The sequence below is a fragment of the Sodalis sp. RH21 genome, from assembly GCF_047324175.1.
Lineage (GTDB): Bacteria > Pseudomonadota > Gammaproteobacteria > Enterobacterales > Enterobacteriaceae > Acerihabitans.
In genome coordinates, this window is record NZ_CP178732.1 from 2,306,991 (window position 1) to 2,322,562 (window position 15,572).

Annotated in this window: 13 protein-coding genes and 2 pseudogenes; 4 read left to right on the forward strand and 11 right to left on the reverse strand. The window is 55.7% G+C overall.

What is annotated here, in order from left to right; all coding sequences use genetic code 11:
* Nucleotides 1–85: 85 nt before the first annotated feature.
* From ACL2XP_RS10560 to ACL2XP_RS10605, 10 genes are all read right to left on the reverse strand, one after another.
* Nucleotides 86–733: a DUF3275 family protein gene (locus ACL2XP_RS10560; RefSeq protein ID WP_413733197.1), complete on the reverse strand. Its 648-nt coding sequence runs from the start codon at nucleotides 731–733 to the stop codon at nucleotides 86–88.
* Between the two features lie 118 nt (nucleotides 734–851).
* Nucleotides 852–1,679: a DUF932 domain-containing protein gene (locus ACL2XP_RS10565; RefSeq protein ID WP_413730164.1), complete on the reverse strand. Its 828-nt coding sequence runs from the start codon at nucleotides 1,677–1,679 to the stop codon at nucleotides 852–854.
* Between the two features lie 315 nt (nucleotides 1,680–1,994).
* The gene (locus ACL2XP_RS10570) at nucleotides 1,995–2,546 is read right to left on the reverse strand and encodes an STY4534 family ICE replication protein (RefSeq protein ID WP_413730166.1); all 552 of its coding nucleotides are present in this window, start codon (nucleotides 2,544–2,546) and stop codon (nucleotides 1,995–1,997) included.
* 290 nt (nucleotides 2,547–2,836) lie between these two features.
* The gene (gene istB, locus ACL2XP_RS10575) at nucleotides 2,837–3,625 is read right to left on the reverse strand and encodes an IS21-like element helper ATPase IstB (protein WP_413730144.1); all 789 of its coding nucleotides are present in this window, start codon (nucleotides 3,623–3,625) and stop codon (nucleotides 2,837–2,839) included.
* The gene (istA, locus tag ACL2XP_RS10580) at nucleotides 3,622–4,644 is read right to left on the reverse strand and encodes an IS21 family transposase (RefSeq protein WP_413736016.1); all 1,023 of its coding nucleotides are present in this window, start codon (nucleotides 4,642–4,644) and stop codon (nucleotides 3,622–3,624) included. Before istA ends, istB begins: the two co-directional genes overlap by 4 nt.
* Nucleotides 4,645–4,868: 224 nt before the next feature.
* Entirely contained in the window at nucleotides 4,869–5,681 is an 813-nt protein-coding gene (locus ACL2XP_RS10585; RefSeq protein WP_413730168.1) for a GTPase, read from the reverse strand.
* A 275-nt stretch (nucleotides 5,682–5,956) separates the two neighbouring features.
* The gene (locus ACL2XP_RS10590; RefSeq protein WP_413730169.1) at nucleotides 5,957–6,676 is read right to left on the reverse strand and encodes an ABC transporter substrate-binding protein; all 720 of its coding nucleotides are present in this window, start codon (nucleotides 6,674–6,676) and stop codon (nucleotides 5,957–5,959) included.
* A 195-nt stretch (nucleotides 6,677–6,871) separates the two neighbouring features.
* Nucleotides 6,872–7,336, reverse strand: a complete 465-nt coding sequence (locus ACL2XP_RS10595) for a hypothetical protein (RefSeq protein WP_413730171.1) — start codon at nucleotides 7,334–7,336, stop codon at nucleotides 6,872–6,874.
* A gap of 538 nt (nucleotides 7,337–7,874) precedes the next feature.
* Entirely contained in the window at nucleotides 7,875–8,513 is a 639-nt protein-coding gene (locus ACL2XP_RS10600; RefSeq protein WP_413730172.1) for a DUF2913 family protein, read from the reverse strand.
* 791 nt (nucleotides 8,514–9,304) lie between these two features.
* Nucleotides 9,305–11,314, reverse strand: a complete 2,010-nt coding sequence (locus ACL2XP_RS10605; RefSeq protein WP_413730173.1) for a DNA topoisomerase III — start codon at nucleotides 11,312–11,314, stop codon at nucleotides 9,305–9,307.
* Between the two features lie 345 nt (nucleotides 11,315–11,659).
* On the opposite strand from ACL2XP_RS10605, the pseudogene ACL2XP_RS10610 reads away from it, so the two are divergent.
* From ACL2XP_RS10610 to ACL2XP_RS10620, 3 genes and pseudogenes are all read left to right on the forward strand, one after another.
* Nucleotides 11,660–11,800, forward strand: a pseudogene (locus tag ACL2XP_RS10610) (S24 family peptidase); the annotation flags it as partial.
* 73 nt (nucleotides 11,801–11,873) lie between these two features.
* A complete protein-coding gene (locus ACL2XP_RS10615) occupies nucleotides 11,874–12,704 on the forward strand; it encodes an isocitrate lyase/PEP mutase family protein (protein ID WP_413730175.1) in 831 nt (276 codons plus the stop codon).
* A gap of 728 nt (nucleotides 12,705–13,432) precedes the next feature.
* Nucleotides 13,433–13,708, forward strand: a pseudogene (locus ACL2XP_RS10620) (hypothetical protein); the annotation flags it as partial.
* 12 nt (nucleotides 13,709–13,720) lie between these two features.
* Here the strand turns inward: ACL2XP_RS10620 and ACL2XP_RS10625 are convergent.
* Nucleotides 13,721–14,653 (reverse strand): LysR family transcriptional regulator, encoded by a 933-nt coding sequence (locus ACL2XP_RS10625; protein ID WP_413730177.1) that lies wholly within the window; start codon nucleotides 14,651–14,653, stop codon nucleotides 13,721–13,723.
* 129 nt (nucleotides 14,654–14,782) lie between these two features.
* Here ACL2XP_RS10625 and ACL2XP_RS10630 point away from each other — a divergent pair, with 129 nt between their 5' ends.
* Nucleotides 14,783–15,556 (forward strand): SDR family oxidoreductase, encoded by a 774-nt coding sequence (locus tag ACL2XP_RS10630; protein WP_413730178.1) that lies wholly within the window; start codon nucleotides 14,783–14,785, stop codon nucleotides 15,554–15,556.
* Nucleotides 15,557–15,572 lie beyond the last annotated feature (16 nt).

Here is a 15,572-nt window from a genome sequence, read left to right on the forward strand (position 1 = left end):
AGAATGAAACCAGAGTCCTCCCCCGCGCGTGGGGTAAGGAACCCCGGCGGGTGGATGAATAATACCGCGAATGCGGCGTCGAAGATCACGCAGGTTGCCGTTCGGCCTCGCGGCTCCACGCTTGCGTCTTGAAGTCCAGCGCGTAGCCCAGCGCATCCAGTCGCGCAATCTGCGCGCGCAAGGTGCGCCGGTCGATGGTCGAGCCGAGTTTCACCGACTCACCCAGCGGCCAGAGCGTGCCGGACAACGTGGCATCGTCGCTGCCGGGGCTGCCAGAAGTGGCAACTGCTGAAGACGGTGCGCCCACGCCGACGGGTGTGGTATCGATCAGTGGATCCATCGTTCCCAACAGGGGAGCAGGTTCGGACTGGAGGGAGGCAGCATGCGTTATCCACGAGGTGCCCTGTTCCTCGTCAAGCGGATCGACTTCCTGGGAAGTGAAGTTTTCAACTTCGTCCCGGCTCAGCGCATCGAGCACCGGAAGGGTCATTCCGACCAGGTAAACGCAGATCTCAAACCCAACCCAGCGGCCAGCCGTGAACACATGCGGGGACATGTAACCGATGACGAAATCCCCTTCGTGTTTATCTTCCGGGTATTGTTCAAGTTCCGCATCTTTGACCTCGAACTTTCCAACCGGAGTGATGAGCTTGCCAACGATGAAAGGACCATTGCGGCCATGGATGGTGCGGACCATGAGTTGGCCTGGGTCGGTGATCGGTGAATCAGCCAGCTTGGGGGGTGAATCTGGTCGTCATAACGGCTCTCCTTTGGATGTTGGAAGTGGTGCGGGTAAGGCACCTGAAGGAAAAAGTGGACCCTGCCCGCAACGGGCAAGGTTCGTGTTGCATTCAGGCTTTCAGTTGGCGCATGCCTTCGGCCAACATCCACAAAGCTCGGTTGAGCCGCAGGTTCTGGTCGATACCCTGCACCCGCCGTGTCCGCTGTCGATGGCCATTGGCCGATCGACCAGGCAGACCGCCTTTGATGAGGTTCTCCTGGATTCTGTTGAAGATTGACCAGAGATCGGAGTTCCGATCACCGAAACGCCGCGGGCTTAGCAACTGGTTTTCCGCGATGGGTGCGGGCTTGTCGGGGTCGTCGTATCTGAGTGCCAGCGCAGAACGCGCGAACACTTCCGACTCACCCTCGTCGAGCGCGATGGAACGCATTGCATCACGCGACTCCCCCACACGCTCGAAGTCCTGCAGCACCGTATAGGCGCCTTCGATCACCTGGTCGGCCACGTTGCCTTTGTGGGGTACGCGTACCTCTGCGAACATATCGCCGCAGACCAGACCATTCTGGCAAACGAACCTCAGCATCCCAGCGAGCATCTGGTACGAACTCGTACCATCGTGGGAATTGAGCAAAATCACCTCGTTGGCCTCAGAGGTATTGATCTGGCTGGCGTGGCGAAGACGAATCATGTGCTTGGTGTATTCGCGGCGGTCTTCATGACGTACGCGGGTCTGGCAGACCATGAAGGGTTCGAATCCTTCACTGCGTAGTTCCGTCAGGACGGCGGAGGTCGGTATGTAGCTGTACCGCTCGGAACGGCTTTCATGCGGGTTCTCCGCAAAGATGGAAGGAGCTACTGCGCGGATCTGGTCATCCGATAGAGGATGATCGGCACGCAGTATTGGGGTACGTGAGGCGAAGCGAGATGCGAGTTGCATGGCTAACTCCTTGAGGATTGATCAAGCGATATCGACTGGCGTAGGACCAGGCGAGTACGCTTACGGGGAACAAACCTGCAATGCAGGACCAACCAAGGACTGGTTAAGGGATTAAAACATCCGAGTTTCAGCAGTATCGATAAGGATGAATACCGATGGTCGTAATAGGTACGATAGCGCGGTGATGATTGAAAACTGCGGTCTACTCCGGCTCAAAGACGCCGGCGTGAGATGAGTAAGCAGCACTGTATCGCATGGTGATTGCGATAAAGGAGCGGAGGATAAAGGATAAGGCCCCTGGGTGGGGGCCTTCGATCAGAATGATTCTGCTACGGTCGATACGGAGGTATCAGCGGCAGCTTCGGTAGTAGCTTCCCCAGCAGGAGTGGTGGGTTCGAGCTCTTCCTGAGATATCGGTGCAACGGAAGTCGCAGGGGTTTGCGTTTCCTGCTCGTCGGTATAGATCGACTTTGTCTCGGCTTTATAGACCTGCTTGCCATCGACCTTGATCCAATTGATGAAAAGCAAGCGGGCTTTGAGACTTACGCCTTGTTCGCCGGCACGCTTCCCCTTGGAATAAGTGAAGGTGTCGGTCCATAGGTCGCCGAGGCGGAACCCGATCATCACTTTCTTCTCCGCCTCAACGGCGTCGATGCAGCGACGAACCAGGTGCTGCGCTTCCGAACCCGATACACGCGTATCGAAACGTACATATGAGACGTCATCGCTGGGACCATTTAGCGCGGCAATGTCGCAGGCCAGAAAGGTATCGCCTTTCTTGGGTTTCACTTCGCGGACACGATTGAGATATCCGAGACCGGTGATGTGCAGATCGAAGAAAGATTTTTCGTTGGGTGAGATAGTCATGGTGATCTCCAGGCTTGGGGACAAATAAGCGGGCACACTTGCCCCTGACGGGAAGGGCGTAACACCGCGGTGGGTTTCAGGTAATAAGGCAAGCATCGCCACCTACAAGCCGGTGGTCGTTCGCGCAAGGATGCGGTGCGAACTGGTTCGGTCACACGGTGAACCGTGGGCAACTTCAAAGACCGAAAGCTGCCTGGCATGTCGCTGACATCATCAGCGGAACATGGTTGTCAATACCGATCGAATTGTGACCCACCATGCCAAAGTAAAAGTTACCCACCCCCCACGAATTATTGTTGTGATTCAGTCGGCGTTGATTTCCTTAACTGACCACTTTTGAGCTTGTCTTTTAATCGATAGCTTTGGCCTGTTATTTGGACGATATGCGCATGGTGCAGCAGTCGATCCAACATCGCCGCCGTCAGCGTCTCATCATCGCCAAACGTCCCAGACCACTGCGTAAATGGCAGGTTACTCGTCAATATCACGCTGCCTGTTTCATAACGGCGGGCCACGACCTGGAAGAATAAATTGGCTTCTTCTTTACCGAACGGCAGATAACCCACTTCGTCGATCACCAATAATCGGGGCTTGGTGACACACCGGCCTAAATAGCCTTTTAAATCGCCCTGACGGTGAGCGGCGACCAGTTGCAACATCATATCCGCCGCCGTAATGAAGCGTACGCTGAGTCCGGCCATCGCGACTTTATGTGCCAACGCGCAGGCCAAATGGCTCTTGCCAACGCCGGAAGGCCCGAGTAATACGATGTTCTCCTGTCTTTCGATAAACGCCAATCCCGCCAGTTCCTGCAGCTGTGCTCGCGGTGCGCCGCTGGCAAACTTGAAGTCAAACTGCTCCAGCGTTTTAACCGCCGGCAAACCCGACAGGCGCAGCAGCGTCTGACGCCGACGCTCGTTGCGGCTGTCATTCTCCAGTCGAAGCAACTGCTCCAGAAAATCGCCGAACGTTCCGGTATCATCCAGCGTCTTCTGTGCCAATCCAGGCCACTCGGCGGCGATGCGGTCAAGCTTAAAGTACTCGCACAGTTCGCTGATCCGCTGATGCTGAAGGCTCATGACCTCACCTCCAGCAGCGACTGATAGACCGACAGCGGATGTTGAAAACTCTCACGGGGCAAAACCCGGCGGTTATCAACCGATAACGGTACCTCTGTGCCTTCGCGCGGCAACGGGAGCAGCACGTCAATCTCCTGCTGTAGCCGCTGCTCGGGGGGAATGCCGGTGGTGCCATGCTTGCGGGCGTTGGCGACGGTGGTAAGCCATGGCCCGATACGGCTGTTGGCAGAATCCACGTCAAGGACTAAACCGGCCTGCTTAAAGGTGGTCGCCAGGGGAACGACAAAACTGGTCTTCAAATAGTGGTTAAATCGCTCAACTTTACCCTTGGTCTTCGCGCGATAGGGACGGCACACGCGAGGCGTAAAACCGTACTTATCAGCGAGCGCCAGTAGCGGCGGGTTCCACCGATGGCGGCCAAGGCCATAGACATCGCGTTCAAGAATAATGGTCTTGGCGTTATCAAAAAGCAGGTGCTGTGGCGTTCCGCCAAAGGCGCGCAGCGCCTGCTCAATGCCATCACACCATGCGGCGGTATCCTGGCAGGAGTAGAAACGTACAAAGGTAGCCCGGCTCCAACCAAGGGTGGCGACAAAAGCCAACAACGGGTGACGGCCTTGTCTGATCACGGTGAAATCAACCTGCATCTGTTCGCCTGGCTGGGTCTCAAAACGGACCACCGGGTCAACCGGTTGTTGCTTGAGGTTGAGCAAAAAGGCGGTAAGCATGCTGTAGCCACCGGAATATCCCCGAAGTTGTATCTCACTGAGCATGACGCTGCCAGGTATCCAATGCGGTCTGGCGGCGTACACACGCTCAAGAATATAAGGCTTATACGGGTCAAGCTTGCCGGGCCTCGGCGCCCTGGACTTGTAGCTGGCCTTGGCCGGGGACTCCTGCATACGGATATAGCGGCGGACGGTCTGCCGGGAACAGGAAAGCTGGCGAGCAATGCCGCGTATAGACATGCCCTGACGTAAAAGAACTGCGATCTCCACTCGTAACTCCAATGTCAGCATGGGCAGCTTCTTAAAGCTGCCATTGTTACCCCAGGTGGGTCAGATTTACATTGGTAGGTGGGTCATAATTACATCGGTAGTGACACATGGTTGAAGCGTGCCGTATGTTTCGCTTGGGAACGACCAAGAATCGGCACTACCCGGTGTCCGTATTCATGGTGGAATACGCCCATCTTGAGCAGAAAAAAGCCCCCTGCTGTTGGGGGCTTTATGACGAGTAAACGTCAACTGTGGGGGACAATACGAGTTGACTTGCGATTGCCAGAAATAACTTCTACTTTGATATGCTTCCAGGTACCGTCATCGATCAGCCGTTCCAGCGTTTCTCCTAGCAGGTCGAAGTAAATTTCATCTACCCGCTCGACCAGTTTTTCACCGCGACGCAATTCAAGCGCGTAGAGGTCATCTGTACGCTCGTATAGCACGGTGATACGGCCCTCAAACTTCGCCGTGGAAACGGTAAAACTGATGGCCGGCGGTGTTGCGATGATATCTTTAGGCAACGGATCGACCCAGGCGAAGTCCCGGGCACCGGCATCGACCAGCAGGTGCGTAATGCGACGATAATGATCGGGTGCCGGCAACTCTTCCAGTTGCTGAATGAGAGCCTGTAACTCCGGACAACGCGGCTCGGGGACTGGCAACTTCGCGGGTGCGGACCCAAGCATGAACGTCTTCATGGTGTAAGGCTGGCCGTTCGCCGCGAACTCGGTGCGTTCTTCGGGCGTGTCTGCCCGCAGGCCATCGAAGCGGCGCCTGGCATAGGGTTCGACCCGTACCTTAACGCCCTGGGCTGGCACCTCGGTGACGAGCGCCCGGTCGAGCACCGCGAATTCGGCCCGGCCCGTCTTGATGACGATAGCCTCGTCGGTCCTGGCAATGACCTTGCCTTCGAACGGCTTGGGGTCGATGTAAAAACCCAGTGTCGACACCTTGGGCTGGCCGTCGAAGATGTTGAATCTGAAGCTGCGGACATTGGATGGTATATGACCGTCAACCAGCGTCGGCATCTGTGCGCGAATGGTTGAATGATCCATAGGGACTCCTTGTGGAAACCAAGGGGCACCCGTCCTGCAAGGGAGGATGCCCTTGAGGGGTGAGTAACAAGACGCGAAATGCGTCGAAGAGGATTAAGGTCGGCGCGACAAATCGCGTCGTAGTCTTGAAGACCGGGACTACCTGGGCATGCTGCCGGCAACGCCAGCGGACATAAGATGAGGATTCGTCATACTCTGGCTGCGGTCATCGGAAAAATGGAACGGCAGTGACACCGGATTCCTGAAAAGAAAGAGCCCCGTTTGGGGATCATGGATCACTCATCTTCATACAGCGTCAGACCGTCCAGTAGCGGGGCGTCGGCATCAAACACCAGCATGCGAACGTCGGCCATGGCGGCCAGGTGGAGTACCTCGATGAGGCATTCCGGTACGCCTTTCTTCCGCTGCTTTAGCCGCAACCACTCGGCGGTTATGCCGTCGACCTTCTGCAGGTTTTCATTCGTCCAGGGTGTGGCAATCAGTTTGACACCGATCACAGGGCTGTACGGAATGCGAAAAGCAACGAACATGAAGTTGCTCGGTGTGCCGTAGTCAGCCAGCTCGGTCAGGTAACGGTCAGCTTCTTCGGTGAGGTGAGCGGAACTGATTTCCCAACAGCGGCTGTAGACTCCCGTCTCAAACCGCAGGTGCCGCACCACTTCACGGGCGTTTTCCTCCGAGTAAGTGTCGCCTACATGCACTTGTTGACCACCGATATTATCCGCGGTGACGGCGTAGACCGCCGTTCTGACAATACCTTCGATTTGGCACTGGGCCTCCAGCTCTTCGCGCACGTCCTGGCCTTCGGTGATGAGTGCGAAATCCTTGCCGAACAGGCAGGGGAACAGTGCGACTTGGTCATCGCGAAGATGTGCCTGGCTGAGATGCAACGGGCGCCAGACCGGTGGGCAGTCATCTGCGTAAGTAATGAGCAGTGTTCGTTCAATACGCGGGCGCTGATAGCCGCGGTTGAAGGGGTTGACGATTTGTGACATGGGATTTCTCCAGCAGAGTATGGCCGGGGCAATTCCCTGTTAGGGATTGGATCCCCCTGCCGTTGGGTGAGTGAAAGTTGTTGTTTGCAAGGGTGTGGCTTCAGGTGCGCAAGGCGAAGCCAGCCCATGCGAACATGGTATCTGTATGAGAAAATCAGACGCCAGATGGCATCGGACAGGTGGAAGAGAACCCGGCTATGCACCGAAGTCAGCTGGATCGCCCAGTGCTTTAAGCACATCGATCAAACCGTCGTTTGCGAGGACGAATAATTCGTTGTACTCGTCCCCAGTAGGCGGTTTCTCCAATTGGTTGAGATGTGCATCAAGGTCGAGAATTCTTTGTCGAACGCCAAGGGCAACAGCCAGCGGCGATTCGATGTCTTCGTTATCGAAGGTCTCCCCTAACGCAGTGAGCACCTTTCGGGGGGACAACGTGATGGCGAAGCATTCGTAAACCTCCGGCACCGGGCAGTGACAGACGGCTTCGGCGGGCTTGTCACCGATTGAGAAATGCGTGATCTCGTCGTCGGTGGCGCCTTCGGTGTCAAAGTTAACCACCGCGATCTGCGGCAGCGGCATGTGAGACGGCCAGTCCTTGACGATAATGGATTGGACTAGGCCGCCTTCGAGGACGATGGCAAAGGATGGATTTCGGGACATGTATGTTGCTCCTGTAGAGAAGACGGAGGGACATACCATCCCGGAGGGACGTATGCCCCTCGCGGACGTTGAGAAGATAAGAAGCATCGGCGCTTTGGGAGCGCGCGTCCGCAGAATGATGCTGGGGCGGACTGGCAGGTCATTTGGGATTCCCCCAAGCGCAACCTGAAGACCCTGGCTGCGGGCAATCTGCCGACAATGTCAGCGACTATGCGACTCAGCTTCGGTCTTTCGGCCGTAGCTGTCGTGGTGAAAAGGGAAACTGGTGGTTCCGGATTCAGCATGCACCTATTCCATGGGTTGCCTTGCGTGGTAGAACCGTGGAAATTTCACATGAACAGAATCGTTTGTGCGCTGTACCTGTTCGGTGAACTCGGTTATATCCACAGATTGGGCATGTCTGGTGCGAGGTGTGCAAGTACAACGCATGGTTTGATTTTGATTAACCCTCCCGCGAGGCTGGGTGGTTCGGGAAAGCAAAAGAAAAAGAGCCTGAAGACCGTCTGGTTTGTTACCCCCAACAGGTCATGGTGGATACTCACTTAATACCATTAGCTTTAATTGCCGATACTGGCAGTAGTTGAAACTTTTGTGGGTCTGACGTAGGACTCAAGATCAATGAAACACCGATGAACGCATTGATGGCAGCGGAGTTATCGCCGAAAATCAAAAACTCCAGTGATGATTTAAGAACACCATTTTTATTGAACGCTGATTCAATCGCTAGGCGTTCGGCCAGGATGGCATTAATGCCTGAATGAAGAATATCCGTGGGAATACCCTGGTGCCATTCCGCTTGGCTGAGTAATTCATTGTGCCAGCCGGTTTTTTTTAATTGTGCGATGGCAGCATTCAGACGGGCTACATCGCTGAGAGCCGGACCAAAACCCGAACATGCCTCCCATAGATATTGCAATTTGTTAGCCAGATGAGACTGTGGTCCGTTCTTTTTCCCTAAATTTTGCAGCAACAATATTTCGGCGGCGACTTCTCTGGGGAAACGTTTTTGCCGCTGTGCGCCTTCAAGCCAGCGCATCAAAAACATATGGTCGGAGACTGCATTGCCCGCGCGCCCATCCTGCCGTGCTAAATTCAGCGCCACCAGGGCACAAAATGAAAAATGAGCTAAAAAACCAGCAATCTCTTCTGTTAGATCCTGATTTTGTTGTGACGACATACTTTTTCCTTACATTAACTCAGCATGAGATGTTTTTATCTGAAGCCGGTATTGTACGGAGACTCAAGGCAGGTATAAACCACCAATCTGGGCATTCTCCTCTCGGGAGGATATTTAACAGTATATAGAAAATCTCATGAAAGAGATTAAATGTCACACTTAAGGGGCGATGAAACATCCTGCCTTGTCGCCAGAACAGTCCAAAAATAATCACACAGTCCTTTATTTTGATGCTGCTTGTAGGTCGCAGATGGCATTTAACTGAAGATTTGGTTGGAAAATAATTGGCCATAGAACCGCGAACCTTGTGCGGCGACGTGAAAAGTAAGAGATAATCGGAACAGGATGCTGGGGGCTAGAGCCCCCAGCGGAAGAACAAGACACCACCCGTGGGCTGTGGCAGGCGCTGGGCCGTCGGTAGAGCCTGGCGCTGCGTCAGCGTTCGCACCCGACCCGTTTCGTGGTTGGGGTCGGTATCGTTCGGCGCACATCCGCGCACAAAAGGAGCCCATTTTTTCACCGGCGGGCACCGGCAATGAACACCATCGTCCCCGAAGGGTCTCTTGGTCTCTCGCGTGCAAGCGACCAGGAGACCCTTCGGTTCAGACGTGGAATACGCAGATCAACAAGCCGCGTGCGTGCGGCAGGACTGAAACAAACCTTCATCCACCCGGCGGCATGAGGCGCCGGAAGGGACATGCCATTGCAGAAGGCGGGGACATGCTTGGTATGCCCCGTGGGATGCGGGGCAAGCCGCGGGACATCGCGGGCGTGGCGGTCATCTGGCGTAGTCAGGACGTCTTGGCCGTGCGCCGCCGCTTTCGTGCGGCGGCGGGGCGCTGGCCATCGACGGCGATGGTGCCCTGGCAGTCGGGGTAACGGCTGCAGGACCAGAACGGCCCGCTCTTGCCGGTGCGCTGGCGCGTGGCGGCGCCGCACTGCGGGCAGGCAGGCCCTTGAGGGAGCTTGATCGACAAGGTAGTGTTGCGGTACTGCGAGATCAATTGCGAGATCCACGTGGACTGCTTTTCGAGGAAGACATCGAGCGTGAATTGGCCGGCTTCAATCATGTCCAATGCCTGCTCCCACACAGCGGTGGTGCCGGGGTCGGCGATCGCGGCGGGTACCGTGTCGATCAGGGTGAAGGCGGCATCCGATGCACGGATGGCGCGACCCTTCTTCAACAAATAGCCGCGACCCAGCAGGCCGCTGATGATGTTCGCACGCGTCGCTTCGGTGCCGATACCGACCGTGTCCTTGAGCTTCTGCTTCAATCGCGGGTCGGACACCAGTTTGGCGACTCCCTTCATGGCCTTGACCAATTCGCCCTGCGTATACGGGCGGGGCGGCAGTGTCTTGAGCGCCTTCAGATCGACGCCGGTCACGTGGCAGGACAGTCCCTGGTGCAGCGCGGGCAGCACTTGGCTGCGGGGCGCCGCTTCTTCGCCGATGTCCTCCGGCTGCGGCTCGGCCAGCACCAGGCGCCAACCCGGCACGACAATCTGCTTGCCGACCGCTTGCAGTGCCTGATCGGCGCATGAGAGACGCGCCGTCGTGCGATCGAATTCGTGATGCGGCAGGAACTGCGCCAGGTAGTGGGCACGGATCAGCCGATAGACGGCCCGCTTCTTGTCGCTCATAGCCGACAGGTTCGCCGGTTCGAGCGTGGGAATGATGCCGTGGTGCGCGGTGACTTTGCCATCGTTCCAGGCGCGCGAGCGCTGGGTCCGGTCGAGCTGGTCGATCACTGGCCGAAGGGACGGGTCGGTCTTGAGCAGACTGTCGAGGACCGTGGGCACGTCGGCCCGCATGCTCTCCGGCAGATATCCCGAGTCCGAGCGCGGATAGGTGGTCGCTTTGTGCGTCTCATAGAGCGCCTGGGCGATGTCCAGCGTCTCCTGCACGTCCAGGCCCAGTTGCCTGGAACAGACCTCCTGCAATGTGCCCAGGTCGAATGGCAGCGGCGGCGCTTCGCGGACACGTTCAGTTTCGACGTCATCCACCTGAGCGCTGCCGGCAGTGCGGAGTTGCTGTGCGGCCTGTTGTGCAATGGATTCCTGCAGACACCGGCCGGCCTGGTCGGAACATGCCTCGGGAGCCAGCCACTGTGCGGTAAAGGACTGCCCGGCGGCGGAAAGCGTAACGCCGATAGACCAGTACGGCACGCAGACGAAACGGGCGATTTCGCGATCGCGATCGACGACCAGCTTCAGCGCCGGTGTCTGCACGCGGCCGACCGACAGCACGCCATCATAGCCGGCCCGACGACCCAACAGGGTGAACAGCCGGCTGAGGTTCATGCCGACCAGCCAGTCCGCGCGCGAGCGGGCGAGGGCGGAGTGGTACATCGGCAACGTTTCGGCTGAAGGTCTCAGCGCACTGAGTGCCTTGCGGATGGAGGCATCGTTGAGCGCCGATAGCCACAGGCGCTGGATTGATCCGCGATAACTGCACAGGTCTATGAGTTCTCGGGCGATCAGCTCACCCTCGCGGTCGGCGTCGGTTGCGATCACTAACTCGGTAGCCTTGGCCAACAACGCCTTGACGGCCTTGAATTGCGTGGCGGTCTTGGGTTTGACCTCGACCTGCCACCGCTCGGGAATAATGGGAAGCTGTTCGATAGTCCAGTGTTTGTACTGTTCACCATAAACTTCCGGGGGTGCGGCTTCGATCAGATGGCCGATGCACCAGGTCACGACGATACCAGGACCGTTGTAGCAACCGGCCCCGCGTTGTTTCGCGCCCAACACCCGTGCGATGTCTTTGGCCTGTGACGGTTTTTCGCACAGATAAATTCGCATTTGAACTCCGGTATACAGGTGAGTGACACGATGCGTTCTACTTTGTGCGATAAAAGTTACCGGCGCAGCAATAAACGGGGATCTGACAATCACCATATTTTCTTTGACCTTTGGACGTCCGCTCGCGTTTGAAGCCCATGCCAAGGATGAATCCAGATAGATTTATTCAATTGTGGGCCAAATTGAATATTCTGAAGTATCAGTCTCCCTGAAAAAAAACGGTACGAAACGACTTGATAATTTTAGGGTTTAGATATTACTGTAAATATATACAGTTTTTAGTAGATCTTAACGTGAAAATTATAAAGACGACGGAATGACTTGCAGCAGTGAAGCGACTTTTTAATTGAGCGTGTTCAGTGCGGATTTCCCAGCCCGGCTCAGGACCAGGTGGAGGAGCGGATCGATTTAAATAATCGGATTATTCGGCATCCCAGCGCGACGTATTTTATTGAGATCAGTGGGGATTGCATGGTGGACGCGGGTAACGCTATATATTAATCGGCTTATATCGTCAATCACCAACTCACTAGTTAAACCATCGGCAAGGAGACATTTCATGAGCCTACTCACCAAAGCAATGGTATTTCAAGCCCTCCACTCCAGAAGTGAACCTTTGATCCTACCCAACGCCTGGGATGCTGGTAACGCACGACTGCTGACGTCACTAGGATTTGAAGCCCTCGCCACAACCAGTGCTGGTTTTGCATTTAGCCTCGGCGTACGTGATTCAGAGGGGTTACTTTCGCGCAGTCAGATAATAGAGAATGCCAAAAATATTGTCGAGGCGACCGATTTGCCTGTAAGTGCTGATTTAGAAAACGGATTCGGAGATTCTGCCGAAGAGGTTGCCCACACCATTCGTATAGCTGGCGAAGCCGGTCTGGTTGGCGGGTCAATCGAGGACGGAACAGGAAAAATAGATCGCCCTGTCTACGAGTTCAATCATGCGGTTGAGCGTATCAGTGCTGCGGTTGAGGCAGTTAAAGCTCTGCCGTTCCCTTTCATGCTAGTGGCTCGAGCTGAAAACTTTAGCGTTGGCATAAACGATCTGGATGACACAATCCTCAGACTTCAAGCTTTCGAACAAGCCGGCGCCGATGTGCTTTATGCTCCAGGTCTGCCTGACCTAGAATCGATAAAAACGCTGTGCGGAGCCCTCCATAAACCGGTCAATGTAGTGATGGGACTTTCCGGCTCCAATTTCAATGTGGCTGAGCTTGCCGATGTCGGCGTGCGACGGATAAGCGTCGGCAGCTCATTCGCTAGAGCAGCGCTCGGCGGCCTATTACGCGCGGCACAAGAGGTGAAAGATAAGGGCACTTTCACCTTTGCAAATGAAGCCATTCCTTTCACGGCTATCAATAATCTGATGAAGTCTCTTGACTGAGGTCGCACGCATACCCCACATCGACTTCAAGGGCATCAACATATGGACAGCTAATCGGTAATCAAGTTGCCGAAATTACTCCCTGACTAACAGGATGAATATCGAGCCTCCGAGATATTTCTTGTCGATTTTCTATTCCACATAAATGCGGTTATGTCCAACCGAGTGATGACTCTTCTTGAAGAGATGGCGCCTGTGCTGGAAATCTATTCTATCAACGAGGCTTTTTTGAACCTCACCGGGGTATGTGATTGCCTGCGGTTGTAGAATTTTGGCCGGGACGTACGGGCACGTATTTTAAAAGAGACCGGGTTAATCGTCGGGGTGGGGGTTGCACAAACCAAACCCTTGGCCAAACTGGCCAACTACGTCGCAAAAAAATGAGTAAAGACCGAAGGCGTTGTGGATCTCACCGATCCGGTGCGGCAGCAAAAGCTGCTGGCACGGGTCCCTGTGAAGGCAGTCAGGAGGTGGGCCGGCGGATCAGCAAAAAGCTTGGGGCGATGGGCATCGCGAATATGCTTTAACTGGCGGAATGCGCGCCAGGCTTCATCCGCAAGAATGTCAACGAATATTGGAACAGACCCTAAGGGAACTGCGGGTAAGCCATGTTTAGCTCTGGTGGAGTTTGCGCTCACCAAGTAGCAAATCGTCTGTAGCCGTTCCTTCGGTACGTGCATTACCGGTTATGACGATATGCGCCAGGCGATTTTTGGCTATGCAGAGCGTGCCGCAGAAATCTCCGGGGCGAGCGCCCATACTGCCGGCACATATCGGTATTCCTGCGCACCAGTCCGTGTGCGGTCAGCGAGGAATTATATGTTTATCAGACGTCAGGACGGCTGATGGTGCCATCGAATGATACCCGCGACATCATCAGGATCGCCGTTGAGGAGCTTGGGCAGGCGGGAAAACCACACCTGCATAGACCCCATCAGTTTCCCTTTAATACGCTCGCTTCACCCCTGGGTGATAGCGGGCTTATCGTGCTGTGGGACCCTTGAAATGGCATGTATTCAGCATTTCTCTGAATCAGAATCCGGCGCGTCCAGCATCAGTTTTTCCCTCAGGAGAGGCTCTGCCCAGGCTATAAAAGTCTGTAGCGGACGGGAAAGGTGTTTACGGTGTGGATAGAGTAGCTGGACCGGAAGTGGGCGGGGGCGGTAGGCGGGCATGACCTCAATCAGGTCACCTGATTCCAGGTGTTTTTGTACGTCATATCGGGGTATCTGAATCATTCCCAGACCGGCCAGGCAGCAGGCAATGTAGGCTTCGGCGTTATTGACCGTTATCCGGCCGCGCAGGACAGCGGACCGGTAGCTGTCGTTTTCCGGCCATTCCCAGCTCTCGACCCGGCCCGTGGTTGGCGATGCATAGTTGACGGCCAGATGGCGGGGCAGATTTGAAGGCGTAGCGGGTTGGCCATGCAGGGCGATATAGGCCGGCGCCGCGGCATTGATGAATTTCAGGAACCCGAGTTTACGGGCCACCAGACTTGAGTCGGTCAGTTTTCCCACACGCAAGGCACAGTCTATTCCCTCTTCCGCCAGACTGACATTGCGGTCAGATGCTCCCATTTCCAGCATCATGTGCGGATAGCGGGTAAAGAATTCAGGCAGTGAAGGCGCGATGATCAGCCTGCCAATGCGTCCCGGCACATCAAATCTGATTTTCCCCACAGGCTGGCTATCGTTTTGTCTGAACAGATTTTCCGTTTCTTCCACGTCCGGTATCACTCTCAGGCAGCGTTCATAAAAAGCCCGGCCATCGGAGGTGAGGGAAACGCTGCGGGTGGTGCGGTGAAGCAGGCGCGTTCCTACCCGTGATTCAAGCTCCGCAACCGCAGCGGAAACGGTGGATCTGGGCATGTTCATTACGTCGGCCGCGCGGGTGAAACTGCCGCAGTCCACCACCCGTATAAAAATGCGAAAGAGGTCAATTCTGTCCATAAAAATTACATTGTTCGTGTTTTATGGACAGTATAATCAGAATTGCGGCCTTTATACAGAAAATGCAGGAGCTATTCTCAGGGGGCACCATCTTTGGCTGTTATACCCATAGAGAAGAGGACTGACGTCATGACAGAGCACAGTATCAAAGGCAAATCCGTCATTATTGCCGGCGGCGCGAAAAATCTGGGCGGGCTGATTGCGCGTGATTTTGCCGCGCACGGCGCGAAAGCCATCGCCATACATTACAACAGAGCGGGAAGTAAAGATGACGCGGAGGCCACCGTGGCGGCGATCATGGCCGCCGGAGCGCAGGCTGTGGCCTTTCAGGCCGACCTGACCACGGCCGGCGCCGTGGAAAAGCTCTTCGCGGACGTGACGGCGGCCATCGGCAGGCCGGACATTGCCGTCAATACCGTGGGCAAGGTGCTGAAAAAGCCCCTGTTCGATATCTCGGAAGCGGAGTATGACGAGATGAGCGCGGTGAACGCCAAGTCGGCCTTTTTCTTTCTTAAAGAGGCCGGGAAGCACCTCAATGACAATGGGAAAATCTGTACCCTGGTGACTTCCCTGCTTGGAGCGTTTACGCCTTTTTATGCCGCTTACGCCGGCACCAAGGCGCCGGTGGAGCATTTTACCCGCGCGGCGGCGAAGGAGTTGGGCGAGCGGGGGATTTCCGTCACCGCCATCGGTCCGGGTCCTATGGATACGCCGTTCTTTTATCCGGCTGAAAGCGCCGAGGCGCGGGATTACCATAAGACGGCGGCCGCGCTCTCACCTTTCAGCAAAACCGGCCTGACGGATATCGCCGATATCGTTCCCTGGATACGTTTTCTGGTGACGGAGGGATGGTGGATGACCGGCCAGACCATTCTGGTGAATGGCGGCTATACCACAAAATAACCTCACTATAATGGTT